The organism is Pseudomonas sp. REB1044 (assembly GCF_038813925.1).
In the GTDB taxonomy this organism is placed as follows: domain Bacteria; phylum Pseudomonadota; class Gammaproteobacteria; order Pseudomonadales; family Pseudomonadaceae; genus Aquipseudomonas; species Aquipseudomonas boreofloridensis.
The window spans coordinates 3511323-3538241 of sequence record NZ_CP046139.1 but is presented as its reverse complement, the minus strand read 5'-3'; the positions used below and the strand labels follow the sequence as shown (position 1 = coordinate 3538241).

Below are 26919 nucleotides of genomic sequence, written 5' to 3'. Positions count from 1 at the left end.
TTCCCATGCAGCATTACGTAACCCCCGACCTGTGCGATGCCTATGCAGACCGGGTCCAAGTGCTCGAGCCGATGTTCAGCAACTTCGGTGGCCGCGACTCGTTCGGTGGGCAGATCGTCACCATCAAGTGCTTCGAGGACAATTCCCTGGTCCGCGAGCAGGTCGAGCTCGACGGCATCGGCAAAGTGCTGGTGGTCGACGGCGGTGGTTCGCTGCGCCGCGCCTTGCTCGGCGACATGCTCGCCGAAAAAGCCGCCAAGCACGGTTGGGAAGGGCTGGTGATCTACGGATGCGTGCGTGACGTCGATGTTTTGGCGCAGACCAACGTCGGCGTGCAGGCCCTGGCCAGTCATCCGATGAAGACCGACAAGCGCGGTATCGGCGACCTGAACGTCCCGGTCACCTTCGCCGGTGTCACCTTCCGTCCCGGCGAATACGTCTACGCCGACAATAATGGCGTGATCGTCTCGCCCACCCCGCTGAGCCAACCGCAGTGACGCGCCGCGGGCGCTGATGGAGCATCGATGTTCGAGGAAGACAACGCGCAGTGGGGCCTGGTGCATGCCCTGGTGCTCGACGGCAAGGGCGGCGCCCGTGCGATCGCTCGTACCGAGTTGGACAGCCTGCAGTTGCAGGATCATGAAAGCCTTTGGTTGCACTGGGATCGCAGTCACCCGCAGACCCGCACCTGGCTGCTGCACGACAGCGGCCTGAGCGAGTTTGCCTGCGAGCTGCTGCTGGAGGAAAACACCCGTCCGCGCCTGCTGCCGCTGGCCAATGAGCAGATGTTGCTGTTTCTGCGCGGGGTCAATCTCAATCCGGGGGCCGAGCCGGAAGACATGGTGTCGGTGCGTATCTTCGCCGAAGCCCGGCGCATCATTTCGCTGCGCCTGCGGCCGCTACGGGCCAGCGACGAGATCCTGCAGCAACTGGGCGAGGGCCGAGGACCGAAGTCGGCGTCGGAGCTGCTGCTGCTGATGGGCGAGTTGCTGACGGAAAAGGTCCAGGCGCTGGTCAGCGACTTGTCGGAAGCAGTCGATCTCGAAGAAGAGAAGGTGGAATCCGACGAACGGTACAGCCCAGCGCAGGGCAGTCTCCAGCAGATCCGCCGCCGTGCCGCTGGCCTGCGGCGTTTTCTCGCGCCCCAGCGAGACATCTATGCCCAGCTGTCGCGGCATAAGTGGAGTTGGTTCGCCGAAGTCGATTCCGACTACTGGAACGAGCTCAACAACAGCCTGATTCGCTACCTGGAGGAACTGGAGCTGGCCCGCGAGCGCGCGGCGCTGGTGCTCGAGGGCGAGGACCGGCGGCGCAGCGAACTGATGAACCGAACCATGTACCGCTTCGGCATCATCACCTGCATCTTCCTGCCCATGAGCTTCATCACCGGCCTGCTCGGTATCAACGTCGGCGGCATCCCGGGGGCAAGCAACCCCTATGGGTTCTTGGTGGCCTGTCTGGTGGTGCTGGCGCTGGCCGTGGGGCAATGGTGGTTGTTCAGGCGCTTGCGCTGGGTGTGAGGCGATCCATGCTACTGCTCTCTTATTTTGAAACAGTCGTGCCACCTTTCGGTGTGACCTGCGCAGCAGAGCCCTCGTCTTTGACTGACATCACGCGAGGTGCCCATGCACGATCCGTTTGAAGAATCCCTGCGCGACCTGCTCAAGGCGTCGCCGTCCGGCCAGGATCGCGACGACGATGCCTGCCTGGGTCGGGTGCTCAAGACCGCCAACCGCCAGGTGGGCGCGGGCGATCTGTTCAGCTTGCTGGGCCGGTGGAGCCAGGCGCTGCTGATCGCTGTCAACAATGGCTCGGCGCATGTGGCGCCGGTGCGCCGTACCTCTGCCGCTGGCAGACCGCAAGCTGATAAGGCCGAATGATTATGGAACTCGATCTCTGGACCCAGAGCCTGGTTACCGCCATGACTGCACTATGGACCAAGGTGGCGAACTTCATCCCCAACTTGTTCGGTGCGCTGGTGGTGGTGCTGCTGGGCTTCGTGGTAGCCAAGCTGCTCGACACCTTGCTGTCCAAACTGCTCGCCAAGTTCGGGCTGGACCGCTTGATGAGCGGCACTGGCCTGACCAAGATGCTCAGCCGAGTCGGCATTCAGGTGCCGATCTCGACCCTCATCGGCAAGATCGTCTATTGGTTCATCCTGCTGATTTTCCTGGTGTCGGCCGCCGAATCGCTCGGCCTCGAGCGGGTGTCGGCCACCCTCGACATGCTCGCCCTCTACCTGCCGAAGGTCTTCGGCGCGGCGCTAGTGCTACTGGCCGGGGTGCTGCTGGCGCAACTGGTCAATGGCCTGGTCCGCGGCGCGGCCGAAGGCATCGGGCTGGAGTACGCGGCGGGTGTCGGACGCATCGCCCAGGGACTGGTCATCATCATCTCGATTTCGGTGGCTATCAGCCAGTTGGAGGTCAAGACCGACCTGCTCAATCATGTGATCGTGATCGGCTTGATTACCGTTGGTCTGGCCGTTGCATTGGCAATGGGCCTGGGCAGCCGCGAAATCGCCGGGCAGATTCTGGCCGGCATTTATGTACGCGAACTCTACCAAGTGGGCCAGCACGTGCGTGTTGGCGAGGTCGAAGGCCACATCGAGGCCATCGGAACAGTCAAGACCACACTGATGACCGATGAGGGTGAATGGGTGTCGCTGTCGAACCGAGAACTGCTCGAGCAGCGCGTCAGTAGCCGCTAACGGCACAAAAGCTGTTAATGTATGCCGCCGCTGAAATCCGCCTCCGGGCCTTGCGGCGACATTGACCTGACTGTCGGCCAGATCCGTTTTGAATACAGTGCACACGCCGCCCATGCGTTACGACCCCCGCGACCTCACTGACGAGGAACTGGTAGCGCGTTCGCATGAAGAATTGTTTCACGTTACCCGCGCCTATGAGGAACTCATGCGGCGCTACCAGCGGACCCTGTTCAACGTCTGTTCGCGTTATCTGGGGAACGACCGCGATGCCGACGATGTCTGTCAGGAAGTCATGCTGAAGGTGCTGTACGGCCTGAAGAATTTCGAGGGCAAGTCCAAGTTCAAGACTTGGCTGTACAGCATCACGTACAACGAATGCATCACCCAGTACCGCAAGGAGCGACGCAAGCGCCGATTGATGGATGCCTTGAGCCTGGACCCCATTGAAGAGGCGTCCGAGGACAAGGCACCGAAAGCGGAAGAAAAGGGTGGTTTGGATAAGTGGCTGGTGCATGTGAACCCGATCGATCGGGAAATTCTGGTGCTGCGCTTCGTGGCTGAACTGGAGTTCCAGGAGATCGCAGACATCATGCACATGGGCCTGAGCGCCACGAAAATGCGCTATAAGCGTGCGCTCGACAAGCTTCGTGAGAAATTTGCAGACTCGGCTGAAACTTAGTCCTACGCAAATGGCTCAAACGAATCGGCAAGGTCTGCTAGACTTGCCGTCGAGTTGTCCCGCGGCTATTGGTGGGACGGCTTAACTATCACTAGATGGGGATTTAACGGATGAAATTGAAAAACACCTTGGGCTTGGCCATTGGTTCGCTCGTAGCCGCTACCTCGATTGGCGCTATGGCACAAGGCCAAGGCGCCGTCGAAACCGAGATCTTCTACAAGAAGGAGTTCTTCGACAGCCAGCGCGACTACAAAAACGACGGCAACCTGTTCGGCGGTTCGATCGGTTACTTCCTGACCGACGACGTTGAACTGCGTCTGGGCTACGACGAAGTTCACAACGCTCGTGGCGACGACGGCAAGAACATCAAGGGCTCGAACACCGCTCTTGACGCCGTTTACCACTTCAACAACCCGTACGACGCCATCCGTCCGTACGTCTCGGCTGGTTTCTCCCACCAGTCGATCGGCCAGAGCTTCCGTGGCGGTCGTGACCACTCCACCTTCGCCAACATCGGCGCTGGCGCCAAGTGGTACATCACCGACATGTTCTACGCCCGCGCTGGCGTTGAAGCCCAGTACAACATCGACAAAGGTGACACCGAGTGGGCACCAAGCGTTGGTGTTGGCCTGAACTTCGGCGGTAGCCCGAAGCAGACCGCAGCCCCTGCGCCTGCTCCAGTTGCTGAAGTCTGCACCGACAGCGACAACGACGGCGTCTGCGACAACGTCGACAAGTGCCCAGACACCCCGGCCAACGTCACCGTTGACGCTGATGGCTGCCCGGCTGCCGCTGAAAACGTCCGCGTTGAGCTGGACGTGAAGTTCGACTTCGACAAGTCGGTCGTCAAGCCTAACAGCTACGGCGACATCAAGAACCTGGCTGACTTCATGAAGCAGTACCCACAAACCACCACCGTGGTTGAAGGTCACACTGACTCCGTAGGTCCAGACGCTTACAACCAGAAGCTGTCCGAGCGTCGCGCCAATGCTGTCAAGCAAGTTCTGACCCAGCAGTACGGCATCGAATCCAACCGTGTTGACTCGGTTGGCTACGGTGAGACCCGTCCGGTTGCCGACAACGCCACCGAAGCTGGTCGCGCTATCAACCGTCGCGTTGAAGCTCAAGTAGAAGCCCAAGCCAAGTAATTGGTCTGATGCTTCCTGAAAAACCCGGCTTAGGCCGGGTTTTTCTTTGCTTGTGATTCTTGGTCCGCGCAGCGTTGCAAAGGCCTGTTGCGCAGGCGACCCGGTAGCTATAATTGCCGACTCACTCATCCCCGAGTTTTGCCCGCCCATGTATACCCTGGCCCGCCAGTTGCTGTTCAAGCTCTCCCCGGAATCCTCCCATGACCTGTCTCTGGACCTGATCGGTGCAGGGGGCGTCTTGGCCTCAACGGTGTGCTGTGCAAGCGTCCGGCATCGCTGCCGGTGACCGTCATGGGCTTGAACTTCGCCAACCCGGTGGGGTTGGCAGCAGGGCTGGACAAGAACGGCACGGCTATCGATGGTTTTGCGCAGTTGGGTTTCGGCTTCGTCGAAATCGGTACCGTAACCCCGCGTCCTCAGCCAGGTAACCCAAAGCCGCGGTTGTTCCGTCTGCCCGAAGCCACGGCCATCATCAACCGCATGGGTTTCAACAACCTGGGGGTAGATCATCTGCTATCGCGGGTGCGCGCAGCGCGCTATGAGGGTGTTTTGGGTATCAATATAGGCAAGAACTTCGACACGCCAGTCGAGCGCGCCCAGGACGACTACCTGATCTGCCTGGAGAAGGTCTACTCACACGCCAGCTACATCACCGTCAACGTCAGCTCACCCAACACCCCAGGCCTGCGCACCCTGCAGTTCGGCGACTCACTCAAGCAGCTGCTCGATGCATTGGCTGAGCGTCGTGAGCGACTGGCGGCCGAGCAGGGCAAGCGTGTGCCGTTGGCGATCAAGATCGCACCAGACATGAGCGATGAAGAAACCGCACTGGTGGCCGCTGCGCTGATCGAGTCGGGCATGGATGCGGTGATTGCCACCAACACCACGCTCAGCCGGGAAGGGGTGGAGGGGTTGCCATTCGGGGGGAGGCCGGAGGGTTGTCCGGAGCACCCGTGCTGGAAAAGAGCACACATATCGTCAAGGTGCTGGCTGGGGAACTGGGTGGCAAGTTGCCAATCATTGCCGCGGGTGGCATCACCGAGGGCCGTCATGCAGCGCAGAAAATAGCCGCTGGAGCCAGCTTGGTGCAGATCTATTCGGGCTTCATCTATAAAGGCCCTGCGCTGATTCGCGAAGCGGTCGATGCCATTGCGGCAATGCCCCGCTAAGCGCCTTTCCATGAAAGATGGGCCCCGTGAAGGGGCCCTTGGGCACTAGCCCGTCGTCCGAGTGGGACGTTCATGGTGAATCGAATTCAGTAACCTCGTTCAGCCAACGGCGTGATTTTCGTTGAGTCTGTGGATACCAGCAGTGCCGGTCATGCCGTCCCAGTTGTCGCCGCGACCCTCACGCCAGCCGTTGATCCAGGCCTGGCGAACCGAAGGCAGGCTGAAGGGGCAAAGTTCGCGGGATTTTCCGGTGACTCCATACTGGTAGCCACGTGAATATGCTCTTTCCAACGGATCACGCTTAAGTCTTCTCATAGGGTATTGCCCTCACTTGTTGACTGTAATGTCCCGTCGGCCTCTCTGAGGCCGGGCAGAGTCTTTCTGCCGGTTTGCGCTCGCTGCCGGCGTGGCGAGCTGGAAGTGTCGCCCCGTTGCAAGGCGACCTGAGGTCAGTTCTAACCAATGCGAGTCACACTGTGAATGATCGATTTGTCATAAGGACGTAACCTTTCAGCCGATGAAAGGATAAGTAAGTAAATGCGACTCAACCTTGTTTCAGAAAACACCTGCATTGGTTGGGGTTTGCCAGGGGTTGAAATCATTTGGCCATTGGCGCCAGCGATCTGACGTAATATTCAGCAATGCGACGAAGGGTCACGCTTGGCCTGAGTCCTACGAAATTTTCATACTGCCCGACGATCAAATTTCTTCTCGCGTTTTGGCGGATGGGAACGAACGGGCGGCCCGGCGTCTCGTTATCGAGGCGCCACCTGGATATCTGATGAAAAGGTATTCGGGCAAACAGAGGCAATGACGATGCGTCGTCTTGCCAGCACACAGCCAGAGGCACTGCACTGCACATGTCGGACTCAATCGAACTCTATCTCACCTGTCCCAAAGGCCTGGAAGGCCTGCTAGCCGAAGAAGCCCGCGGGCTGGGCCTGGTCGAGGTGCGGGAGCACACCTCGGCGATCCGGGGCGCGGCCGATATGGAAACTGCCTATCGTCTCTGTCTTTGGTCGCGCCTGGCCAACCGGGTGCTCTTGGTGGTCAAGCGCTTCGCCATGAAGAACGCTGACGACCTGTACGATGGTGTCAATGCCGTTGACTGGCAGGAGCATCTGGCCGCCGACGGCACACTGGCCGTCGAGTTCAGCGGCCATGGCTCCGGCATCGACAACACCCACTTCGGCGCGCTCAAGGTCAAGGACGCCATCGTCGACAAACTGCGCAACCGCGACGGGCAGCGTCCTTCGGTGGACAAGATCGACCCGGATCTGCGGGTACACCTGCGCCTTGATCGCGGCGAGGCCATCCTTTCGATCGACCTTTCCGGCCACAGCCTGCACCAGCGTGGCTATCGCTTGCAGCAAGGCGCAGCGCCGCTCAAGGAGAACCTGGCGGCGGCCGTGTTGATCCGCGCCGGCTGGCCACGTATTGCCGCTGAGGGTGGTGCGCTGGCCGACCCCATGTGCGGTGTCGGTACCTTCCTGGTCGAGGCGGCGATGATCGCCGCCGACATCGCGCCGAACCTCAAGCGTGAGCGCTGGGGTTTCAGCGCCTGGCAGGGCCATGTACCGGCACTGTGGCGCAAAGTGCATGACGAGGCCCAGGCCCGCGCCGAGGCCGGGCTCGGCAAGCCACCGCTGTGGATTCGCGGCTATGAAGCCGATCCGCGGCTTATTCAGCCTGGGCGCAACAACGTCGAGCGAGCCGGTCTGGGCGACTGGGTGAAGATCTATCAGGGTGAGGTGGCCAGCTTCGAGCCTCGGCCGGATCAGAACCAGAAAGGCCTGGTGATCAGTAACCCGCCGTATGGTGAGCGCCTGGGCGACGAAGCGAGCCTGCTGTATCTCTATCAGAATCTGGGTGAGCGCCTGCGCCAGGCTTGCCTGGGCTGGGAGGCTGCCGTATTCACCGGCGCGCCTGAGCTGGGCAAGCGCATGGGCATTCGCAGCCACAAGCAATACGCGTTCTGGAACGGCGCGCTGCCGTGCAAACTGCTGCTGTTCAGGGTCCAACCCGACCAGTTCGTCACCTCCGAGCGCCGCCCGGCCGAACAATCGGGCGGCGCCGCGCACACCGCACCAGCGCTAAGCTCCGAAACGGCGCGTCTGTCCGAAGGCGCGCAGATGTTCGCCAATCGCCTGCAGAAGAATCTCAAGCAACTGGGCAAGTGGGCCCGGCGCGAGCAAATCGACTGCTACCGCCTGTACGATGCCGACATGCCTGAGTACGCGCTGGCGGTCGACCTGTACCAAGACTGGGTGCATGTGCAGGAATATGCGGCGCCACGTTCGGTCGATCCGGAAAAAGCCCAGGGCCGTCTGCTCGACGCGTTGGCAGCGATTCCCCAGGCGTTGGGCATCGATCCGCATCGGGTGGTACTCAAGCGTCGCGAGCGCCAGGGCGGGACCCGTCAGTACGAGCGCCAGGCGACGGAGGGGCGCTTCCAGGAGGTGAATGAGGGCGGCGTGAAGTTGCTGGTCAACCTCACCGACTACCTCGATACAGGCCTGTTTCTCGATCACCGGCCCATTCGTCTGCGCATTCAGCGTGAGGCGGCCGGCAAGCGCTTCCTCAACCTGTTCTGCTACACCGCGACCGCGACCGTGCATGCGGCCAAGGGCGGCGCGCGCGGCACCACCAGCGTCGACCTGTCGAAGACCTATCTGGATTGGGCACGGCGCAACCTTTCGCTCAATGGCTTCTCCGAGCGCAACCGTCTGGAGCAGAGCGATGTCATGGCCTGGCTGGAAAGTGCGCAGGACAGCTACGACCTGATCTTCATCGACCCACCGACTTTCTCCAACTCCAAGCGTATGGAAGGGGTGTTCGACGTGCAGCGCGACCATGTGCGCCTGCTCGACCTGGCAATGGCCCGGCTGGCGCCGGGTGGTGTGCTGTACTTCTCCAACAACTTCCGCAAGTTCCAGCTCGACGAGCACCTGCTGGAGCGTTATGCGGTGGAGGAAATAAGCACCCAGACCCTGGATCCGGACTTCGCTCGCAACAACCGCATCCACCGGGCCTGGCGTCTGCAGTTGCGCTGAAGCGCCACGGGCGGGGTGCCGACCTGTTCGGCGCACCGCCCCGTCTGCGTTTCTTGCCTGACGTCGGCCCTTCCCTAGGGCTGGCGGTACAGGTCCAGCAGCACCTGGTCCAGTACCTGCGAGGCGCCCCAGGGTTTAGGGTCGTTGAGGATGGCCGAGACGGCCCAGGTATGGCCATTGCTGTCGCGACTGAAACCGGCGATCGCGCGAACCGTGTTCAGGGTACCGGTCTTGATGTGGCCCTCACCGGTCATGGCGGTGCGTTTCAGACGTTTACGCATGGTGCCGTCCATACCCACCAATGGCATGGAGCTGATGAATTCGGCGGCGTAGGGGCTTTTCCAGGCTGCTTGCAGCATCGCCGCCATCTCGCGGGTGCTGACCCGCTCGGCGCGCGACAAGCCGGAGCCATTTTCCATCACCAAATGCGGCGCCGTGATGCCTTTCTTGGCGAGCCATTGGCGCACCACGCGCTGCGCGGCGCGGGCGTCGTCACCATCGGCATCTGTGCGGAACTGTGCGCCGAGGCTGAGGAACAACTGCTGAGCCATGGTGTTGTTGCTGTACTTGTTGATGTCACGGATCACTTCGACCAAGTCTGGCGAGAAGGCCCGGGCCAGCAGACGAGCGCTCTTGGGAACATTTTCTATGCGATCGCGGCCCTGGATGCTGCCGCCCAGCTCGTTCCAGATGGCGCGCACCGCACCGGCGGCGTAGGCGGGGTGGTCGAGCAGAGCGAGGTAAGTCTGTGAGTTGCAGCCGTCGCCGAGTTGGCCGCTGACCGTGACACTGACGCCGTCTGGCTGCACCACGGGGTTGTAGCGCACATCGCCGGTGCATTGCTTGGACGCCACCGGCTTGACCTGATTGTCGATGCGGATGCTGGCGATCGGAGGCTCGACCGACACCACGACCTTGCCACCGTCGTTGCGTGCCACGAAGCGCAGGGCCTTGAGGTTGACCAGCAGCGAGTCGGGTTTGACCAGGAACGGCTTGTTCACATCGCCGCCGTCATCGTCGAAATGTGGCAGGTTGGGCTGGACGAAGTGGCTGCGGTCGAGTACCAGGTCGCCGGTGACGGTGCGCACGCCATTGGCACGCAGGTCGCGCATCAGCAGCCAGAGTTTTTCCATGTTCAGCTTGGGATCGCCGCCACCTTTAAGGTACAGGTTGCCGTTGAGCACGCCGTTGCTCAACGTGCCATCGGTATAGAACTCGGTCTTCCACTGGAAGGTGGGGCCGAGCAATTCCAGGGCTGCGTAGGTGGTCACCAGCTTCATGGTCGAGGCCGGATTCACCGAAATGTCGGCATTGAAGATGGTCGGGTTACCGGGGCCGTTGAGGGGGAGCATCACCAGCGACAAGGCGTTGTCCTGCAGCTTGTTGGCCTTGAGGGCCTGCTGCACCTTGGGCGGCAGGGTGGTGTTGACAGCGGCGGCCGAGACGGGAAGGGCGATGGGGAGCAGCAGGCCGGCCAGAAACAGTGGGCGAAGCGTCTTGATCATAGGTGACCCTGCGGACGAGGGAAAAGAAAACGGGGCTGTAAAAGATGATGGCCCCTTGACGAAATCAAGACGGCATTATGCCCCAAGCGTACAGTTTGTGGGCATGTTCAAGACAAAAGCGCCTTTGCGTGACGGAAACTGGTAAAGTGCCGCGCGTAATTACTCAAGAGGATTGTTTCAATGGCTACCAACCGTTCCCGTCGTCTGCGCAAGAAGCTGTGCGTGGATGAATTCCAGGAGCTGGGTTTCGAACTGAACCTGGATTTCAAGGAAGACCTGTCCGACGAAGCCATCGACGCTTTCCTCGACGCCTTCCTGGCAGAGGCCATGGATGCCAATGGTCTGGACTATGTCGGCGGCGATGATTTCGGTCTGGTCTGCCTGGCCAAGCGTGGCTCGGTCAGCGAAGAGCAGCGCGCCACCGTCGAATCCTGGCTCAAAGGTCGCAGCGAACTGACCAAAATCGAAGTCAGCCCGCTGCTGGACGCTTGGTATCCTGACAAGCCGATCAACTCGGCGTCCTGATCCCGCGTCCCTTCAAGGAGTCCTGATCGGCCGCTCACGCTGGCCGGACAGGGCTCTCTGCACCCGTCGCAGGTGGCGCGCCAACGCCTGGCGACGCAGTTTCAGCTGGGACAGCGACACGCCTTTCTCTTCCAGCGCCTCGCAACTGTTCATCAACGCCCTCGCGTCCAGCATGCGTGCGACGCCTAGTATCTTGTGCGCCTGATCGATGATGGCCTGCTGTTCGTGTTCCGCATCCAGGGACATCAGCAGTGTTAGGTCGTCTGCCAGGCTCATCTGCAGGGTGGTGAGCATTCGCGCTCTATCTTCGCTGCGATGGCCGATCAGGTTGTCGAGCCCGATCAGGTCGAGGGGCGTCCGAGCAGCACGTTCGGGCGTCGGTTGCACGGTACACAAATGCCTGCTCAGCGTGTGCAGGCTGATAGGCTTGAGCAGGCAGTCATCCATGCCAGCATCCAGGCAACGCTGGCGTACCTCAGGCTGGGCATTGGCGGTGTAGCCCAAAATAGTGCAAGGCCCCAGGCCCTGCCGATGTTCTTCACTGCGAACGGCCTCGGCCAGTTGATAGCCGTTCATGCGTGGCATGTTGCAATCGAGTATCAGCACGTCGAACTGGCCGCAGCGCCATTTCTCCAGACCTTCGCGGCCGTCACGGGCGCTTTCCGGTTTAAGTCCCAGGAACGCCAACTGTTGGGCCATGAGCAAGAGGTTGGCGGGGTGGTCGTCGATCACCAGCACGCGCAGGTTCAGGTTCGGCTTGTAGAGGCGCGGTTCCTGCTCGATGCTGACCGGAAATGGCTCGATACAATGCAGCGGCATCAGCAGTCGTACTTGGGTACCCACGCCCTGCAAGCTCTTGATAGCCAGATGCCCCCCCATCATGTCGCACAGTGTTCGGCAGATCGCCAGCCCCAGGCCGGTCCCGGTACGGGCGTTTTCGCTTTGCGGGTTGATCTGGACGAAGGGATTGAACAGCCGTCGTAGGTCATCGTCATGGATGCCGATGCCACTGTCGCGCACCTCGAGTTCGAGCCGGGGGCGTTCACCATTCTGCACCGAGGCTTTGATCCGTACATGGCCTTCATGGGTGAACTTGATGGCGTTGCTTACCAAATTGGACAGGATCTGCTTGAAACGCAGCGGATCGAGCAACGCGTGGCAGCGAGCGGACGGCTCGATACTGACTTCCAGCATTAGCCCTTTTTCCCGCGCCTGTCCTTCGAACACCCGTCTGACCGAGTCGATCAGCACTGCCAGATCGACAGGCTCTGGCGCCAGGGACACGTGCCCGGATTCTATCCGGACGATGTCGAGGATGTCGCCGATCAAACCAAGCAAATCCTTGGCTGAGTGGTAGGCGACTTCGATTGAAGGTTTGTCCAGCTGGCCATGATCGGCGCGTTTTACCGCCAGTTCCAACATGCCGATCACGGCGTTCATTGGCGTGCGGATCTCGTGGCTGATGGTGGCTAGGAACGTACTCTTGGCACGGTTGGCGTCGTCGGCTTGTTGCTTGGCCAGGCGCAGATCCTGGATTAGTTCGCGGCGTTCGCTGATGTCGATCCAGCCGCCGATGATACCTTGGACTTCACCGAGTGAATCGCGATAAGGCAGGATCCAGTGATAGATGGTTAGCTCGCGGTCCTTCAAGCGCAGCGGACGGTCGATGATTAGCGGCGTGCCTGCCGCCATCACCTGTAGGTAATCGGAGTGTATCTGTCGGGTGTAGTCGCAGTTACTGAACAAACTCTCTTGCAGGCGCTTGCCCATGACCTCTTCGGCGGTAGCGTCAACCGCTTCCAGATAGCTGTCGTTGCAGCTTTGCAGACGTCCTTCTCGGTCGCGCACATACATCGGGTGGGGCGTGCCGTTGAGCAGTGCGCGCATGAATTCGAGCTGGTCGTTCAAAGCCCGTTCGGCCTGGCGGCGTTGTCCGATCTGATGTCGCAGGTACGCATTCCATGCCAGCGCCATGAGCAGCAGAATGCCGATGCCGAGTACCACCTGAATCACCAGCCGTTGATACTCGCGCCACTGGCCGCCGTCATGCAGGGCGTAGCCGCGCCAGCGGCTGTTGATGACACCTAATTCTTCCGGAGTGATGCTCAGCAGCGCCTTGTCCAGAATCGAGGCCAGAACGGTTTGATCCTTGGCATTGGCCATGGAAAAGGTGGCCGGTTCGCTGCCGAAGCTGGAACGGATCACTAGATTGCTGTTGGCGGCAATGGCATGGTTGGCATCGAGTAGCGTGGTGATGGTCGCATCCACCGCCCCGCTGCTCAGCAGCGCCAATGAGTAGAAGGTGCTCTCGGTTTCGATGCGGCGTATCTGTGGATGACGCGCTGCCAGAATGGCAGCAGCCGGCGTATGGCGGGTTACTGCCACGCGGCGGCCCTTCAACTGCTCAAGCGATGCGAACAGTCTGCCGCTGCGAGTGACGATGACGTAAGGACTTTCCAGATACGTGCGGCTAGGCTTGAGGCCTGTTCCATCGGCGCCGCCGAGGGTAATGGCCGCGATCAGGTCGGCGTTGCCTGCCTGGACCTGTTCGATCATTTCACCGATGCCGCTGGCGCGCTGGATCTTGAACTTCAGCCCCGTGCGTAGACGAATCAGCTCAAGTAGATCGGCGGTGATACCGCGAAAATGACCGTTGCTGTCGAAGAACGACAGTGGTGCAGAGGTATCGGTCACCACGACTCTCATGCTGGGGTGCTCTGCCAGCCAGTGTTCTTCACGCGGGGTAAGTTGTAGTCGTCGGTCGGTCAGCAGCAGGTCGCTGCCTGCGCTCCAGCGCTTGAAAATCGAACTGGTCACGCTAGCAGGTTGGGTGTCCAGGGTGACGTTGATCAGACTCATCAGCACGCTGTCTTCGCGCCGCAGGGCGAAGCTGAAGCCGGTGGCTTCATGCTTGCCGAAATTAGCCATGCGCAGGCTCGGCAGATGGCCGCGGTTGAGCTGGAAGTGGGTCGAGATGGTGTCGCCGAGAAACACGTCAGCTTGACCGAACGCTACGGCGTTGAGCGCTTCAGTGGTGGAGGCGAACGTCTGCAGCCTGGCCTGTGGGTAGAGTGCGCGCACTTCCTTCAAAGGCAGATAGTGGTAAAGCATGCTCAGCCGCAGGCCCGCCAGCCCCGTGTCCAGCGGGCGCGTGTCGTCTTCTCGGGTCACCAGCACGGGCTGGTCGACTGCGTAGGGGCGTGACAGCGCGATGTCGGCGACTGCGGCCTCATAGCCATTGGCGCTGCCGAGCATGTCGATTCGCCCGGATTTCAAGGCTTGTACGGCTTCCTGGCGGCTGGTAAAGCGCAGCACCTGCACCGATACGCCCAGCGCGCGTCCGATCAGGGAAGCATACTCGGCGGTAATGCCCTGATATTCGCTGTTGCTGGCCACGTCGAAGGGCGGGTTGTCCGGCGCAGAGGTTCCCAGAAGCAAATGCTTGCGGCCCCGCAGCCATTGGCGCTGCGCCGGGGAAAACGGCGGTTTGACGGCCTCGGCGCTCGAACGCGCGAGCAGGTTCAAAGGCTTGGGGGCGCTTGGCTGCGCTTGGGCTTGAACCCCCAGGCTCATCAGGATCAGCAGCAGGCAGGTGAAGTACCTTGGCATGACGTGCCTCACCTCACACCAACGCGTTGCGCTTGGCCGCTTCTATCAACTCGACCAGTGTTGAAACCTGCAGTTTCTGCATCAGACGTTTCTTGTAGGTGCTGACCGTTTTGTTGCTGAGAAACATGCCTTTGGCGATGTCCTTGTTGCTACGCCCCATGGCAAACAGCTGAAGGACCATCAACTCTCTGTCGTTGATCTGTCGGAACATTTCCAATTCCTGAGCGGATGACTCAGTTCCGTTTTTTATTGCCTGACTGGGGAAGTAGTTGTATCCGCAGAGCACGGCCTTGACGGCACTGAGCAGCTCGCTCAGATCTTCCTGTTTGCACACGAAGCCAGCGGCGCCTGAATGCATGCAACGGATGGCGAACAAGGCTGGCGATTGTGCGGTGAGCACTAGCACTTTAGGTGGAAGTCCAATGGCCTGGAAACGCGACAGTACCTCCAAGCCGTCGAGACGGGGGATGCTGATGTCCAGGATAACCAGGTCCGGCAGGGTTTCACGGATCATCTGCATGGCATCGACGCCATTGTCGGATTCGCCGATGACCGTGTAATCCTGGTTTTCCAGCAACAGGCGTACGGCAAGACGAATGACAGGGTGGTCATCAACGATGAAGATCGTGCTCATATCAACTTCCCGGGCGATGAGTGGCAAAGACGAGCGAGACCTTATCGCAGTTGACAGACATCGAGCGTATGAGCGTGCAGCACAGTGTAACTATGGGAAAAAACCTACAGCGATGTACTACAGTTGTTTCGAGTATTTACAACTCACGGGTAGAAATTGGTAGGCAGCCTCCATCCGTCACTATTTGTTTGTAGTCGTTTAGACGGAAGGTGCTTGTGTAGGAACTTGCCTTTGACAGGCGCGAGGCCTTAACCTCGCGCCTATCGAGATTAGTGGGGGATGGACCGTCCGGTCATCTCGCCAGCCATTTCACTGGCGTAGCTGTCGGTCATGCCGGCGATGAAGTCGATCATCCGCAAGAACGCATTGTGCAGCGAGCCGTGCGGATCCGGTGCGTGATTACCGATCAGGTCCAGTACGCGTCGGCTCTTGAACGATGGCGTACGACCGCCGTGTTGTTCCAGTGCGGCGCCGCAGAAGGCGTTCAGCAGGATTTCCAGCGTGGTGTAGGCACCGATCTCGTGAAGGGTCTTGCGTTTGTCCTGGAAAATTTTCTTGCGGGCGATTTCCTTGGCCTGGAGCACGCAGTGTTTGGCCGGACCATGCATGTGCTCGACCAGATCGCCACCGAGCACGCCTGCGAGCAGGGCCGGTTGCTGTTCGACGAATGCCTGGGCTGCGGCATTGGTCAGATGTTCGATGGCCTTGCCGCGCAGGATGGCCAGCTTGCGCCGTCGTGAATCGTCGGGCCCCAACTGGCGATAGGTGTCCGGTAGGTCGTCACCCACCAGGTCCAGCAGCAGCGCCTCGACTTCCGCGTATTGCAGCAGCTCCATCTCCACGCCGTCTTCCAGATCGATAAGGGCATAGCAGATGTCGTCCGCCGCCTCCATCAGATACACCAAGGGATGACGCGCCCAGCGCTGCTCTTCCAGTTGCGGCAGGCCGAGTTTCTGGGTGATCTGCTGCAGGAGCGGCAGTTCGCTCTGGTAGCAACCGAACTTGTGTTTCTTGTACCCGAGTGCATCGGCGTGTCGAGCGCTCCAGGGGTACTTCAGGTAGGTGCCGAGGGTGGCGTAGGTGAGCCGGGTGCCGCCGTCGAACTGATGGTATTCCAGTTGCGTGAGTACCCGAAAACCTTGGGCGTTGCCTTCGAAATTGAGAAAGTCAGCGCGCTGATCGTCGTTCATGTCATCCAGCCAGCCGCGCCCGGCAGCTTGCTGGAACCAGTGGCGGATCGCATCTTCGCCGGAGTGGCCGAAGGGCGGATTGCCAATGTCGTGGGCCAGGCAGGCCGATTGCACGATCATGCCCAGGTCGCTGGGATCGCACCATTCGGGCAATGCCTCGCGCAGGGTCTGGCCGACCCGCATCGCGAGCGAGCGGCCGACGCAACTGACTTCCAGTGAGTGGGTCAGGCGGGTATGGATATGGTCGTTGCTGGACACCGGATGAACCTGAGTCTTGCGGCCCAGGCGGCGGAAGGCGCCGGAGAAGATGATGCGGTCGTGATCTTTGTGAAACGGGCTACGCCCGAGTTCCTCGGGGCTGTACAGGGCCTTGCCGAGGCGTTCGCGGTTGAGCAGGGTGTGCCAGTCCAAGGCGTGATCTCCGTCAGGGGGTGGCCATAGCTTCCCGATTAGCAGGCGCCCGCGCAAGCGTCGGGCGCCGGGCTTCAGCCGCGACGACCGTTCTTCAGGTACAGGCGCACCAGCGGCGCCAGGCTGCCGCCCAGACGCAGCAGGCGTGCCAGCGTGCCGTTGCGCACGCCTTTACCGGTCAGAAAGCCCATCGCGACGACGGCGCCGATGCCCCAGAGCGGCGCGTGCTTGATGCCGAGTCCGTCCTGAACCGAAGCGCCCATGCCACGCAGGCGTCGGACCGGTTCGAGCAGTTGCCCGGATTCGTGGCGAATTTCCTGGCGATGCATTTCCATGCGCAGACGCAGCAAGGCCTTGCGCAGTTCGCGCGGGTTACGGCTGGTGGGCAGTTCAGGCAGGCTCATGGCAACAGGCGCTCCCGGTCCTTGGCAAGTTCTTCGAGGGTGCTGTGGAACGGTGAAGACTCATCGAATACTGCCGCTTTCAGACGCACGCCACAGAACACTGCAGCAAGGCCGTAGAACACGCAGAGGCCGATGATACCGGCCAGCCGATAGCTGTCCCACAGCAGCACGAGCAACAGCCCCGAGAGTGCGGTCAGCAACAGCAGTGCGAACACCAGTGCCAGGCCCGCGAACAGCAGCAGACGCAGCGTACGACCCTTTTGCTCCTGCAACTCGATGCCGAACAGTTCGATATGACTGTGCAGCAGGCCCAGTATGGCCGCGCCGAGGCGTCTGCCGGTGGCGCCGGTGCCGATGGCGTCATTGTCCATGCGTCCTCCTCAGCGGCGGCTGGCAAGCAGGCCGATCAGCAGGCCGACACCCGCTGCGATGCCGATGGCCTGCCAAGGATTTTCCTGCACGTATTCTTCGGCAGTCCCCAGAGCGGCCTGGCCGCGCTCGCGCACCGATTCCCGGGTTTCCTGCAAGCTGTCACGGGCCTGCTGTAGGCGCTCGTGGATCTGGCCGCGCAGTTCGTCAGCCTGATCGCCGGCCAGGTTGGCGGTGTCGGCGAGCAGCTTCTCGGTGTCGCGCACCAGCGCTTGGAAGTCAGCCATCAAGATGTCTTGTGCAGTCTTTGCCGATTTGCTGGCCATGGGCCTCTCCCTGTTGATGTCTGTGGGTCTTTCGAGTGATGAGTGTGGCCGAAGGTTCAGCCGCTGTCGTCGCTGCGCCCCTTTGCGCGCAGCGCCAATGGGTTGGCACCCGCACAGGCGAGGACTGCTGGGCAGATGCAGCGCGCGACCAACGGGCCTAGAATAGCCTTCTTTTCACCACGCTCGGGAACTGACCATGCTGCCTGAATGCCAATTGCTCGGCACCTTGGGGTGCCATCTGTGCGAAGTGGCCGAAGCGGTGCTCATGCCGTTCGTCGAGCACGGGCTGCTGGTGGAGTTGGTGGACATCGCCGATGACCCAGCGCTGTTCGAGCAATACGGGCTGGTCATTCCGCTGTTGCGGCGTTGTGACAACGGTGCCGAATTGCTCTGGCCGTTCGAAGCTGAGCAGGTCGTCGCGTTTCTACGCTGACCGCCTTTGTGGTCGCCCGCGAGTGCCGTCCATCGGAGAAGGCGAGGGCGGCCTTGGGTGAATTGACGAGACGGTGCAGGGTTCGTATGCTGTATAAAGATACAGTATCCGGGATAAGGTCATGCATAACGTCGAGCAACTGAAGTACAGCGTCAATCGCATGTCTCCCGACACCGTCTGCGATGCCGTGCTCGAACTGCGCATGGAAGGCGTGGTCACCGACGATCGCACGCCGTTCGGCAAGGTGCATTTCAACACCTGTTTCGCTGAAATCGAGGCGCTTTTTCAGCGCGCTGGTTTCCACCGGCCGTTGGATGTGGTGGGCTACGAAGGCATGGTTTATGCCCTCTACGACGCCGGGCGCTGGGAAGCCGTGCAGGTGTTGCGTTGGCTCAAGTCGCGTTGCGAACTGGCCCACGAAGCTGGTTGATCATGTGGCCATTGGGGATAATGCCTGCCCCTGACTGCCGAGCACGCCATGTCCAGCCCGTTCGACCCTGCACGTCAGCAAGCCAGCACGGTTTGCCTTCCTCCTGGGCATTGGGCCACCGTGCTCGACTGCCTCTGCGATCACTTCAAGGCGATCGCCCGCGAGCAGTGGCTCGATCGCTTCGCCCGTGGCCGTGTACTCGATGCCAACGGTCAGCCTGTCGCTGCCGATCTGCCTTACCGCCGTGGCTTGCGCCTGCATTACTTTCGTGAAGTGCCTAACGAGCGCCCCATCCCGTTTCAGGAAACCCTCCTGCATTGCGACGAGCATCTGGTGGTGGTCGACAAGCCGCATTTCCTGCCAGTCACCCCCACCGGCGAGTATGTCGAACAGACCTTGCTGCGTCGCCTGATCCGCCGTCTGGACAATCCGCACCTGGTGCCCTTGCACCGTATCGATCGACACACGGCAGGGCTGGTGCTGTTTTCGGCCAACCCGCAGTCGCGCACCGCGTATCAGCAGTTGTTCCCACAGCGCCGCATCGACAAGCGCTATCAGGCCATCGCCGCCCCTCTGCCGCAGCGCAGCTTTCCCTTGGTGCATCGCAGCCGTCTCGAGCATGGTCAGCCGTTTTTTCGCATGCAGGAAGTGCCGGGTGTGGCGAATAGCGAGACGCTGGCCGAGGTGTTGAAGCGTGACGCAGAGCGTTGGCTATATGGCTTGTCGCCGGTCACCGGCAAGACCCACCAACTGCGGGTGCATATGGCCGCGTTGGGAGCGGCGATCTGCAACGATCCGTTCTATCCCGATCTGCAGCCGGACGCCGACGACTACCAGAAACCTTTGCAGTTGCTGGCCCACAGCCTTCGCTTCGAAGACCCGCTGACCGGAGAGACGCGCGAGTTCGAGAGTCGCCTGACCCTGGCCTGGTGATCAGGCGTGGGTCAGGGCGACCACTTCGCCCTGGCCCACGGCCGGTTCAGCGGTTGAAGCGCTCCACCAGCGAGTACTGGGTACCTGCCGTGCTGGTCAGTTCCTCGCTGAGCGACGCCGAATGCTGGGCCTGTTCGGCGGTCTGGTCGGCCAGGTCGGCGATGGTGCTGATGTTGCGACTGATTTCCTCGGCCACCGCCGATTGCTCTTCGGTGGCCGCCGCGATCTGGGTCGCCATATCGGTGATATTGGCCACCGCCTCGCTGATGCCCACCAGCGCCTGATCGGCCTGCAGCACGCGTTCGACCCCTTCTTCGGCCTGGCGATGGCCGGTCTCCATGGTCTGCACCGCATTGCTGGCGGTTTGTTGCAGCTTGGCGATCAAGCCATGGATTTGCCCGGTGGATTCGGCAGTACGCTGCGCCAACTGACGGACCTCGTCAGCAACCACGGCGAAGCCGCGACCCATTTCTCCTGCCCGCGCCGCCTCGATGGCCGCGTTGAGTGCCAGCAGGTTGGTCTGGTCGGCGATACCTTTGATCACGTCCACCACGCCGCCGATTTCGTCACTGTCCTTGGCCAGTTGGGTAACGGTCTGACCTGTTTCGCCGACGGCTACCGACAGGCGCTGGATGGCGTCGCGGGTTTCTCCGGCGATCTGCCGACCTTCGCTGGTCAGGCGGTTGGCTTGCTGTGTGGCGTCGGCCGCACGTTGCACGTGGGTCGCCACTTCCTGGGTGGTGGCCGCCATCTGGTTGACGGCAGCCGCGACCTGCTCGGTCTCTACCCGCTGTCGCTCCAGGCCCGACGAGCTCTTGTGCGCCAGTTCATCGGACTGTCGGGCCTGCTCGCTGAGGTGCTCAGCGCTGTCCTGAAGGCGGGTCAGGCACGTCTTCAGGCGCGATTCCTGACTGAGCATGGCCATTTCCAAACGTGCCTGAACGCCCCGGCTATCGGTATACATTTGGGCGATCAGCGGATCGGAGGTGGTCTGTTCGGCCAGGCGCAACAGGCGCTTGAGGCCCCGTTGCTGCCAGCTCAGTCCGAGCAGGCCCAATGGCACGGAAACCGCCGCAGCCAGTGCGAAGCCCCAGGAATGGCCAAACCAGTTGCCGATCAGGAAGCCGATCTGGCTGATGAGGATGAATGGCAGCCAGTCCTGCAGCACCGGCAGCCATTTGTCGCGGCGCGGTATCGCCTTCTTGCCTTGGTTGATGCGCTGATACAGCGCCTCGGCCCTGCGGATCTGTTCGGCACTGGGCTTGACCCGCACCGACTCGAAGCCGACCACCTGGTCGTTGTCGAAGAACGGCGTGACGTAAGCATTGACCCAATAATGGTCGCCGGACTTGCAGCGGTTTTTGACGATCCCCATCCAGGGCTGCCCTTGCTTGAGGGTCTGCCACATATGGGCGAAGACCGCTGCCGGCACATCCGGGTGGCGCACCAGATTGTGCGGCGCGCCCATCAATTCCTCGCGCGAAAAACCACTGATCTCGATGAAGGCATCGTTACAGTAGGTAATCACCCCCTTGGCGTTGGTGGTGGAAATCAACCGCTGCTGAGCAGGGAAAGTCCGTTCTCTCTGTGTAATCGGCTGGTTGTTGCGCATGGGTTGCTCGATCCGCGTGGCTTTCCCCAAGTATCGGCACGTCAGGTAATTTATTGAGCCAATATTTGTCCAGCTTGATCCAGAGCAAGGAGTGAGCGTTCGCTATCGGTTACGAAAGTCGATTTTTCGCGGGAATTAGCGGCATTATTGCATTTTTTAGGCGGTTTTGTGACGGATTGGTCACAGATGTCATCGGCTGAATTGCAGGATGGCCTGTGCAGAGGCAACGGTTTGTAACCGACTGCCTCTGCACAGTGTATTCACCCGATCTGGCTCAACCTGCGATCAATTGACGCAGCACGTAGTGCAGGATGCCGCCGGACTTGAAGTACTCCACTTCGTTGAGGGTGTCGATGCGGCATAGCACTTCGATGTCCCGCTGCTGACCGTCCTCAGCGGTGATGCGCAGGGGCAGGCTCATGCCGGGGCGAATCTGCGTACCCTCCAGGCCCAGCACATCAATCCGCTCCTTGCCGGTCAGGCCCAGGCGCTTGCGATCCTCGCCGGCCTTGAACTGCAACGGCAGTACGCCCATGCCTACCAGGTTGGAGCGGTGGATGCGCTCGAAGCTCTCGGCCAGCACGGCCTTGACCCCCAGCAGATTGGTGCCCTTGGCCGCCCAGTCACGGCTGGACCCCGTGCCGTACTCCTGGCCGGCGATCACCACCAGAGGTGTACCTTCCTGCTGATAGCGCATGGCCGCATCGTAGATCGACAGTTTCTCGCCGCTGGGCACGAACAGGGTATTGCCGCCTTCTTCGCCGCCGAGCATCTCGTTGCGGATTCGGATGTTGGCGAACGTACCGCGCATCATCACTTCGTGGTTACCCCGGCGAGAACCGTAGGAGTTGAAGTCGCGCGGTTCGACACCTTTGCTGCGCAGGTAGCGACCGGCGGGGCTATCGGTCTTGATATTGCCAGCGGGTGAGATGTGGTCGGTGGTCACCGAATCGCCGAGCAGTGCCAGGATTCTAGCGCCGCGGATGTCGGTGATTTCCGGCAGAGGTCCGGCGATGTCCTCGAAGAAGGGTGGATGCTGAATGTAGGTGGAATCGTCCTGCCACACGTAGGTCGCAGCTTGTGGCACTTCGATGGCCTGCCACTGGGCATCGCCGGCGAAGACCTCGGCGTATTCCTTGTGGAACATCGCGGTATCCACCTTGGCCACTGCGTCGGCAATTTCCCGTTGGCTCGGCCAGATGTCCTGCAGGTATACCGGTTGGCCATCCTTGCCCGTGCCCAGTGCATCGCGGGTCAGGTCGATGCGCACGCTGCCGGCCAGGGCATAGGCCACCACCAATGGGGGCGAGGCCAGCCAGTTGGTCTTGACCAGTGGATGCACGCGGCCCTCGAAGTTGCGGTTGCCCGAAAGCACTGAGGCGACGGTGAGGTCGGCGCGGGTGATGGCTTTTTCGATGGCCTCGTCCAGTGGCCCGGAGTTGCCGATGCAGGTGGTGCAGCCATAGCCCACCAGGTCGAATCCTAGTTCGTCCAAGTACTGCGTCAGGCCTGCGGCCTGGAAGTAGTCGGTCACCACCTTCGACCCTGGAGCCAGTGAGCTCTTGACCCAAGGTTTGCGGACCAGGCCTTTCTCAACGGCTTTCTTGGCCACCAGTCCGGCAGCCATCATCACGCTGGGGTTGGAGGTGTTGGTGCAAGAGGTGATGGCGGCGATCACCACCGCGCCGTCACGCAGCGTGTGGGTTTGGCCGTCGTGCGTGTAGGCGATCTCGCCAGCCTGGTCGGCATTGCCGACCGCCACGCCGCCGCCACCCTCGCTTTCCAGTCGACCGACCTCCTTGGCCGGCGGCTTGGGCTGCAATTCGACGAAGCCGTCGAACGCCTGGCTGACATCGGACAGCGCCACCCGGTCCTGAGGCCGCTTGGGGCCGGCCAGGCTGGCTTGAACCTCATGCATGTCCAGCGCCAGGCTGTCGCTGAACAACGGCTCTTGACCCGGATTTCGCCACAGGCCCTGGGCCTTGCAGTAGGCCTCGACGAGTTCGACCGTCTCATCCGGACGGCCTGACAAGCGCAGGTAGTCGAGGGTCACCTCATCGACCGGGAAGAAACCACAGGTGGCCCCGTATTCGGGGGCCATGTTGGCCAAAGTGGCGCGGTCGGCCAAAGGCAGCTCGGCCAGGCCGTCGCCGTAGAACTCGACGAACTTGCCCACCACGCCTTTCTTGCGCAGCATCTGCGTGACGGTCAGCACCAGGTCGGTGGCGGTGATGCCTTCGCGCAGCTTGCCGGTCAGCTTGAAACCGATCACCTCTGGAATCAGCATCGACACCGGTTGACCGAGCATGGCGGCCTCGGCTTCGATGCCGCCGACGCCCCAGCCGAGTACGCCCAGGCCGTTGATCATGGTGGTGTGCGAGTCGGTGCCGACCAAAGTGTCGGGGAAGGCGTAGGTGCGGCCGTCTTCTTCCCGGGTCCAGACGGTGCGACCCAGGTACTCCAGATTCACCTGGTGGCAGATGCCGGTGCCCGGCGGCACCACGCGGAAATTGTCGAAGGCGCTCTGGCCCCAGCGCAGGAACGCGTAGCGCTCGCCATTGCGCTGCATCTCGATGTCGACGTTCTCGGCAAAGGCGGCCTGGCTGGCATAGTGATCGACCATCACCGAATGGTCGATCACCAGATCCACCGGCGACAGCGGGTTGATCCGCTGCGGGTCGCCGCCGGCCTTGGCCATGGCGGCGCGCATGGCCGCCAGGTCGACCACGGCGGGCACGCCGGTGAAGTCCTGCATCAGCACCCGCGCCGGGCGGTACTGGATCTCTCGGTTGGAACGGCGATCCTTGAGCCAGTCGGCCAGGGCGTGCAGGTCCTCGCCGCTGACGGTCTTGCCGTCCTCCCAGCGCAGCAGGTTCTCCAGCAGCACCTTGAGCGACATGGGCAGGCGATCGAGGTCGCCCAATTGGCGGGCGGCTTCTGGGAGGCTGAAGTAGTGGTAGGCGCGTTGGCCCACCTGGAGGGTCTTGAGGGTGTTCAGGCTATCGAGCGAGGGCATTGCCAACTCCTTCTGCGCCGGTGCCCGGCACTCGTCGATGCCGGTGTCACCGCTCTGTGTCGGCCCGCACGGCACGGGCCTGGCTGATCGATCAGGGTAGACCGCTTTGGCGGTACTGACCCTGTTCTGGACCTGCGGGGCGTGTCGCAGGTTCCGAACTTCCTTTATCATTCGCCGCCCTGGCGCTGTCTGCGCCAGTGATGTGGAGTGAGAGATGACTACCCTGTTCATGCATTGCCGCCCCGGCTTCGAGGGCGAAGTCTGCGCCGAAATCAGCGAGCATGCCGCACACCTGGGCGTCGCCGGCTACGCCAAGGGCAAGCCGCACAGCGCCAGCGCCGAGTTCGTCTGCCTGGATGAGGGCGGCGCCGAACGGCTGATGCGTGAGCGCCGCTTCGATCGCCTGATTTTTCCGCGTCAGTGGGCGCGTGGCGACTACCTCGATCTGCCGGAAACCGACCGCATCAGCGTATTGCTGGCGCACCTGGCACAACTGCCGGTGTGCGGCAGCCTGTGGCTGGAGGTGCTCGACAGCAACGATGGCAAAGAATTGTCGACCTTCTGCCGCAAGTTCGAAGGGCCACTGCGCAAAGCGCTGGAGAAGGCGGGCCGTTTGATTGACGATCCCACCGCGCCGCGTCTGCTGCTGACGTTCATCAGCGGTCGGCGGGTATTCGTCGGCGTGGCTGAAGCCGACAACTCGGCGCTTTGGCCCATGGGCATCCCGCGCCTGAAGTTCCCGCGCGAGGCGCCGAGCCGCTCGACGCTCAAGCTCGAAGAAGCCTGGCATCAGTTCATCCCGCGCGAGCAGTGGGAGCAGCGCCTGAACGACGACATGACCGGGGTCGATCTCGGCGCTTCGCCAGGCGGCTGGACCTACCAACTGGTCAAGCGCGGCATGCTGGTCACCGCCATCGACAACGGCCCCATGGCCGAGAGCCTGATGGACACGGGTCTGGTGCAGCACCTGATGGCCGACGGCTTCACCTGGAAGCCCCGGCAGACCGTGGACTGGATGGTCTGCGACATCGTCGAGAAGCCGGCGCGTACCGCCTCGCTGATCGAAACCTGGCTGGGCGAGGGCCTGTGCCGCGAAGCGGTGGTCAACCTCAAGCTGCCGATGAAGCAGCGGTACGCCGAGGTGCACAAGCTGCTCGAACGTATGGAGGCGGCGTTCAAGGCGCGCAAGATCAAGGTGTCGATCGCCTGCAAGCAGCTCTACCACGACCGCGAGGAAGTGACTTGCCACCTGCGCAGGCTCGACCTGAAGCCGCGCTGAGCCCGTCCGGCGCGATATCCACCCCATTTGCGGAGCCCAGCATGACCGACCTGACCCCAGACGCGACCCTCGATGCCACCGGCCTCAACTGCCCGGAACCGGTGATGATGTTGCACCAGCACGTGCGCAACCTGAACGCCGGCGGCTTGCTGAAGGTCATCGCCACCGATCCCTCGACCCGGCGTGACATCCCCAAGTTCTGTACCTTCCTCGGCCACGAACTGGTGCAGCAGCACGAAGAGGACGGCACCTACCTGTACTGGATCCGCAAGAAAGTCGACTGACCCAGGCTGGATCGCCCGGCGTGCAGCGCCTACACTGCGCTCCCCCACAGGAGAGCGCCCATGCTGATCGTTGCCGACGAAAATATCCCGCTGCTCGATGCCTTCTTCGCCGGGTTCGGTGAAATCCGCCGCTACCCAGGGCGGGCCATCGACGCGGCCTGCGTCAGGGACGCCGATGTGTTGCTGGTGCGCTCGGTGACCCGTGTCGATCGACAACTGCTCGAGGGCAGTCGGGTGCGCTTCGTCGGCACCTGCACCATCGGCACCGATCACCTGGACCTGGAGCACTTCGCCCAGGCCGGTATCCAGTGGAGCAGCGCCCCAGGCTGCAATGCCCGGGGCGTGGTGGACTATGTGCTGGGCAGCCTGTTGACGCTGGCCGAACTCGATGGCGTGGCGCTCGGCGAACGGGTCTACGGGGTGGTCGGCGCCGGCGAAGTCGGTGGCCGCCTGGTGCGGGTACTGCGGGGCTGGGCTGGCAGGTGCTGGTGTGCGATCCGCTGCGCGCGGCGTGCGAGGAGGGCGAGTTCGTCAGCCTGGAGACGGTGCTGGAGCGCTGCGATGCCATCAGCCTGCATACGCCGCTGCAACGCGACGGCGAGCACCCCACTTGGCATCTGCTCGACGCCTCCGCGCTCGCCCGCCTGCGCCCTGGCGCCTGGTTGATCAACGCCAGCCGTGGCCCGGTGGTGGACAACGCCGCCCTGCGTGCGCTGCTGCTCGAGCGTGACGACGTGCACGCGGTGCTCGACGTCTGGGAGGGCGAGCCACAGGTCGACCTGGCGCTGGCCGACCTGTGCACCCTGGCCACCCCGCACATCGCCGGCTATAGCCTGGACGGCAAACAGCGCGGCACCGCGCAGGTCTATCAAGCCTTCTGCCGGGCTCAGGGCCTGCCTGAAACGGTGCGTCTGGCCGACCTGCTGCCGCCGCAGCCGCTGGCGAGCGTGGCGCTCGATGCCAGTGCCGATCCGACCTGGGCCTTGGCGACCCTGTGCCGGGCGGTCTACGACCCGCGCCGCGACGATGCGGACTTCCGACGCAGCTTGAGCGATGACGCAGAGGCCCAACGCGCGGCCTTCGACCTGCTGCGCAAGCATTACCCGGCGCGTCGCGAGATCGAAGGGCTGCGGGTGCGGGTGCCGGAAGGGGCGCCGCGGCTGGTGCAACTGGTCAATGCGCTGGGGGCGGCACTGGTCTGAC

The 26919-nt window shown here is 62.0% G+C and carries 23 protein-coding genes and 2 pseudogenes; 15 read left to right on the top strand and 10 right to left on the bottom strand.

Features of this window, described 5'->3' with window-relative positions:
* Nucleotides 1-5 precede the first annotated feature (5 nt).
* The 7 genes and pseudogenes from rraA (at nt 6) to GKC70_RS16215 (ending at nt 5703) form a co-directional block, all read left to right on the top strand.
* Nucleotides 6-497 carry a ribonuclease E activity regulator RraA gene (gene rraA, locus GKC70_RS16245; RefSeq protein ID WP_342649282.1) on the top strand — a complete coding sequence of 164 codons (492 nt, stop codon included), beginning with the start codon at nt 6-8 and terminating at the stop codon, nt 495-497.
* A 27-nt stretch (nt 498-524) separates the two neighbouring features.
* Nucleotides 525-1520 carry a zinc transporter ZntB gene (locus GKC70_RS16240; protein WP_029613990.1) on the top strand — a complete coding sequence of 332 codons (996 nt, stop codon included), beginning with the start codon at nt 525-527 and terminating at the stop codon, nt 1518-1520.
* 105 nt (nt 1521-1625) lie between these two features.
* Nucleotides 1626-1880, top strand: a complete 255-nt coding sequence (locus GKC70_RS16235) for a hypothetical protein (RefSeq protein ID WP_039576500.1) — start codon at nt 1626-1628, stop codon at nt 1878-1880.
* A 2-nt stretch (nt 1881-1882) separates the two neighbouring features.
* A complete protein-coding gene (locus GKC70_RS16230; RefSeq protein ID WP_029613988.1) occupies nt 1883-2707 on the top strand; it encodes a mechanosensitive ion channel domain-containing protein in 825 nt (274 codons plus the stop codon).
* Nucleotides 2708-2819: 112 nt separating this feature from the next.
* Nucleotides 2820-3386, top strand: coding sequence for an RNA polymerase sigma factor SigX (gene sigX / locus GKC70_RS16225; protein ID WP_342649281.1), 567 nt, complete (start codon nt 2820-2822; stop codon nt 3384-3386).
* 110 nt (nt 3387-3496) lie between these two features.
* Nucleotides 3497-4534, top strand: a complete 1038-nt coding sequence (locus GKC70_RS16220) for an OmpA family protein (protein ID WP_039576502.1) — start codon at nt 3497-3499, stop codon at nt 4532-4534.
* A gap of 148 nt (nt 4535-4682) precedes the next feature.
* A pseudogene (locus GKC70_RS16215) lies at nt 4683-5703 on the top strand (quinone-dependent dihydroorotate dehydrogenase).
* 99 nt (nt 5704-5802) lie between these two features.
* Here the strand turns inward: GKC70_RS16215 and GKC70_RS16210 are convergent.
* A complete protein-coding gene (locus GKC70_RS16210; protein WP_080754714.1) occupies nt 5803-6018 on the bottom strand; it encodes a ribosome modulation factor in 216 nt (71 codons plus the stop codon).
* 545 nt (nt 6019-6563) lie between these two features.
* Between GKC70_RS16210 and rlmKL the strand changes: the two genes are divergently transcribed.
* On the top strand, nt 6564-8756 hold the full coding sequence (gene rlmKL / locus GKC70_RS16205; RefSeq protein ID WP_342649280.1) for a bifunctional 23S rRNA (guanine(2069)-N(7))-methyltransferase RlmK/23S rRNA (guanine(2445)-N(2))-methyltransferase RlmL: 2193 nt from the start codon (nt 6564-6566) through the stop codon (nt 8754-8756).
* Nucleotides 8757-8830: 74 nt separating this feature from the next.
* Here rlmKL and dacB read toward each other — a convergent pair whose 3' ends face one another.
* Nucleotides 8831-10261 carry a D-alanyl-D-alanine carboxypeptidase/D-alanyl-D-alanine-endopeptidase gene (gene dacB / locus GKC70_RS16200; protein WP_342649279.1) on the bottom strand — a complete coding sequence of 477 codons (1431 nt, stop codon included), beginning with the start codon at nt 10259-10261 and terminating at the stop codon, nt 8831-8833.
* Nucleotides 10262-10441: 180 nt separating this feature from the next.
* On the opposite strand from dacB, the gene GKC70_RS16195 reads away from it, so the two are divergent.
* A complete protein-coding gene (locus GKC70_RS16195; RefSeq protein ID WP_029613883.1) occupies nt 10442-10786 on the top strand; it encodes a YggL family protein in 345 nt (114 codons plus the stop codon).
* 12 nt (nt 10787-10798) lie between these two features.
* Here the strand turns inward: GKC70_RS16195 and GKC70_RS16190 are convergent, their stop codons facing one another.
* The 6 genes from GKC70_RS16190 to GKC70_RS16165 all read right to left on the bottom strand — a co-directional run bounded on the left by GKC70_RS16190 (nt 10799) and on the right by GKC70_RS16165 (nt 17729).
* Nucleotides 10799-14359 carry a transporter substrate-binding domain-containing protein gene (locus GKC70_RS16190; RefSeq protein WP_342651539.1) on the bottom strand — a complete coding sequence of 1187 codons (3561 nt, stop codon included), beginning with the start codon at nt 14357-14359 and terminating at the stop codon, nt 10799-10801.
* Between the two features lie 49 nt (nt 14360-14408).
* A complete protein-coding gene (locus tag GKC70_RS16185) occupies nt 14409-15029 on the bottom strand; it encodes a response regulator transcription factor (protein ID WP_039576511.1) in 621 nt (206 codons plus the stop codon).
* A 269-nt stretch (nt 15030-15298) separates the two neighbouring features.
* The gene (locus tag GKC70_RS16180; protein ID WP_342649278.1) at nt 15299-16630 is read right to left on the bottom strand and encodes a deoxyguanosinetriphosphate triphosphohydrolase; all 1332 of its coding nucleotides are present in this window, start codon (nt 16628-16630) and stop codon (nt 15299-15301) included.
* Between the two features lie 74 nt (nt 16631-16704).
* Nucleotides 16705-17034 carry a hypothetical protein gene (locus GKC70_RS16175; protein ID WP_029613886.1) on the bottom strand — a complete coding sequence of 110 codons (330 nt, stop codon included), beginning with the start codon at nt 17032-17034 and terminating at the stop codon, nt 16705-16707.
* Nucleotides 17031-17405, bottom strand: a complete 375-nt coding sequence (locus tag GKC70_RS16170; protein ID WP_029613887.1) for a phage holin family protein — start codon at nt 17403-17405, stop codon at nt 17031-17033. Before GKC70_RS16170 ends, GKC70_RS16175 begins: the two co-directional genes overlap by 4 nt.
* Nucleotides 17406-17414: 9 nt before the next feature.
* Entirely contained in the window at nt 17415-17729 is a 315-nt protein-coding gene (locus GKC70_RS16165) for a YqjD family protein (protein WP_342649277.1), read from the bottom strand.
* Nucleotides 17730-17925: 196 nt separating this feature from the next.
* Between GKC70_RS16165 and GKC70_RS16160 the strand changes: the two genes are divergently transcribed.
* The 3 genes from GKC70_RS16160 to GKC70_RS16150 all read left to right on the top strand — a co-directional run bounded on the left by GKC70_RS16160 (nt 17926) and on the right by GKC70_RS16150 (nt 19525).
* Complete coding sequence (locus GKC70_RS16160) at nt 17926-18162, top strand: glutaredoxin family protein (protein WP_295483922.1); 237 nt, start codon at nt 17926-17928, stop codon at nt 18160-18162.
* A gap of 121 nt (nt 18163-18283) precedes the next feature.
* A complete protein-coding gene (locus GKC70_RS16155) occupies nt 18284-18592 on the top strand; it encodes a hypothetical protein (RefSeq protein ID WP_029613890.1) in 309 nt (102 codons plus the stop codon).
* Nucleotides 18593-18640: 48 nt separating this feature from the next.
* Nucleotides 18641-19525, top strand: a complete 885-nt coding sequence (locus tag GKC70_RS16150) for a pseudouridine synthase (RefSeq protein WP_342649276.1) — start codon at nt 18641-18643, stop codon at nt 19523-19525.
* 46 nt (nt 19526-19571) lie between these two features.
* Here GKC70_RS16150 and GKC70_RS16145 read toward each other — a convergent pair whose 3' ends face one another.
* Both GKC70_RS16145 and acnA read right to left on the bottom strand, forming a co-directional pair.
* On the bottom strand, nt 19572-21137 hold the full coding sequence (locus GKC70_RS16145) for a PAS domain-containing methyl-accepting chemotaxis protein (RefSeq protein ID WP_342649275.1): 1566 nt from the start codon (nt 21135-21137) through the stop codon (nt 19572-19574).
* A 274-nt stretch (nt 21138-21411) separates the two neighbouring features.
* Nucleotides 21412-24153, bottom strand: coding sequence for an aconitate hydratase AcnA (gene acnA, locus GKC70_RS16140; RefSeq protein ID WP_342649274.1), 2742 nt, complete (start codon nt 24151-24153; stop codon nt 21412-21414).
* A 214-nt stretch (nt 24154-24367) separates the two neighbouring features.
* Here acnA and rlmM point away from each other — a divergent pair, with 214 nt between their 5' ends.
* The 3 genes and pseudogenes from rlmM (at nt 24368) to pdxB (ending at nt 26918) form a co-directional block, all read left to right on the top strand.
* The gene (rlmM, locus tag GKC70_RS16135; RefSeq protein ID WP_029613892.1) at nt 24368-25432 is read left to right on the top strand and encodes a 23S rRNA (cytidine(2498)-2'-O)-methyltransferase RlmM; all 1065 of its coding nucleotides are present in this window, start codon (nt 24368-24370) and stop codon (nt 25430-25432) included.
* A gap of 41 nt (nt 25433-25473) precedes the next feature.
* Nucleotides 25474-25716, top strand: coding sequence for a sulfurtransferase TusA (gene tusA / locus GKC70_RS16130; protein WP_342649273.1), 243 nt, complete (start codon nt 25474-25476; stop codon nt 25714-25716).
* 60 nt (nt 25717-25776) lie between these two features.
* Nucleotides 25777-26918 (top strand): annotated as a pseudogene (pdxB, locus tag GKC70_RS16125) (4-phosphoerythronate dehydrogenase PdxB).
* Nucleotide 26919: the final 1 nt, after the last annotated feature.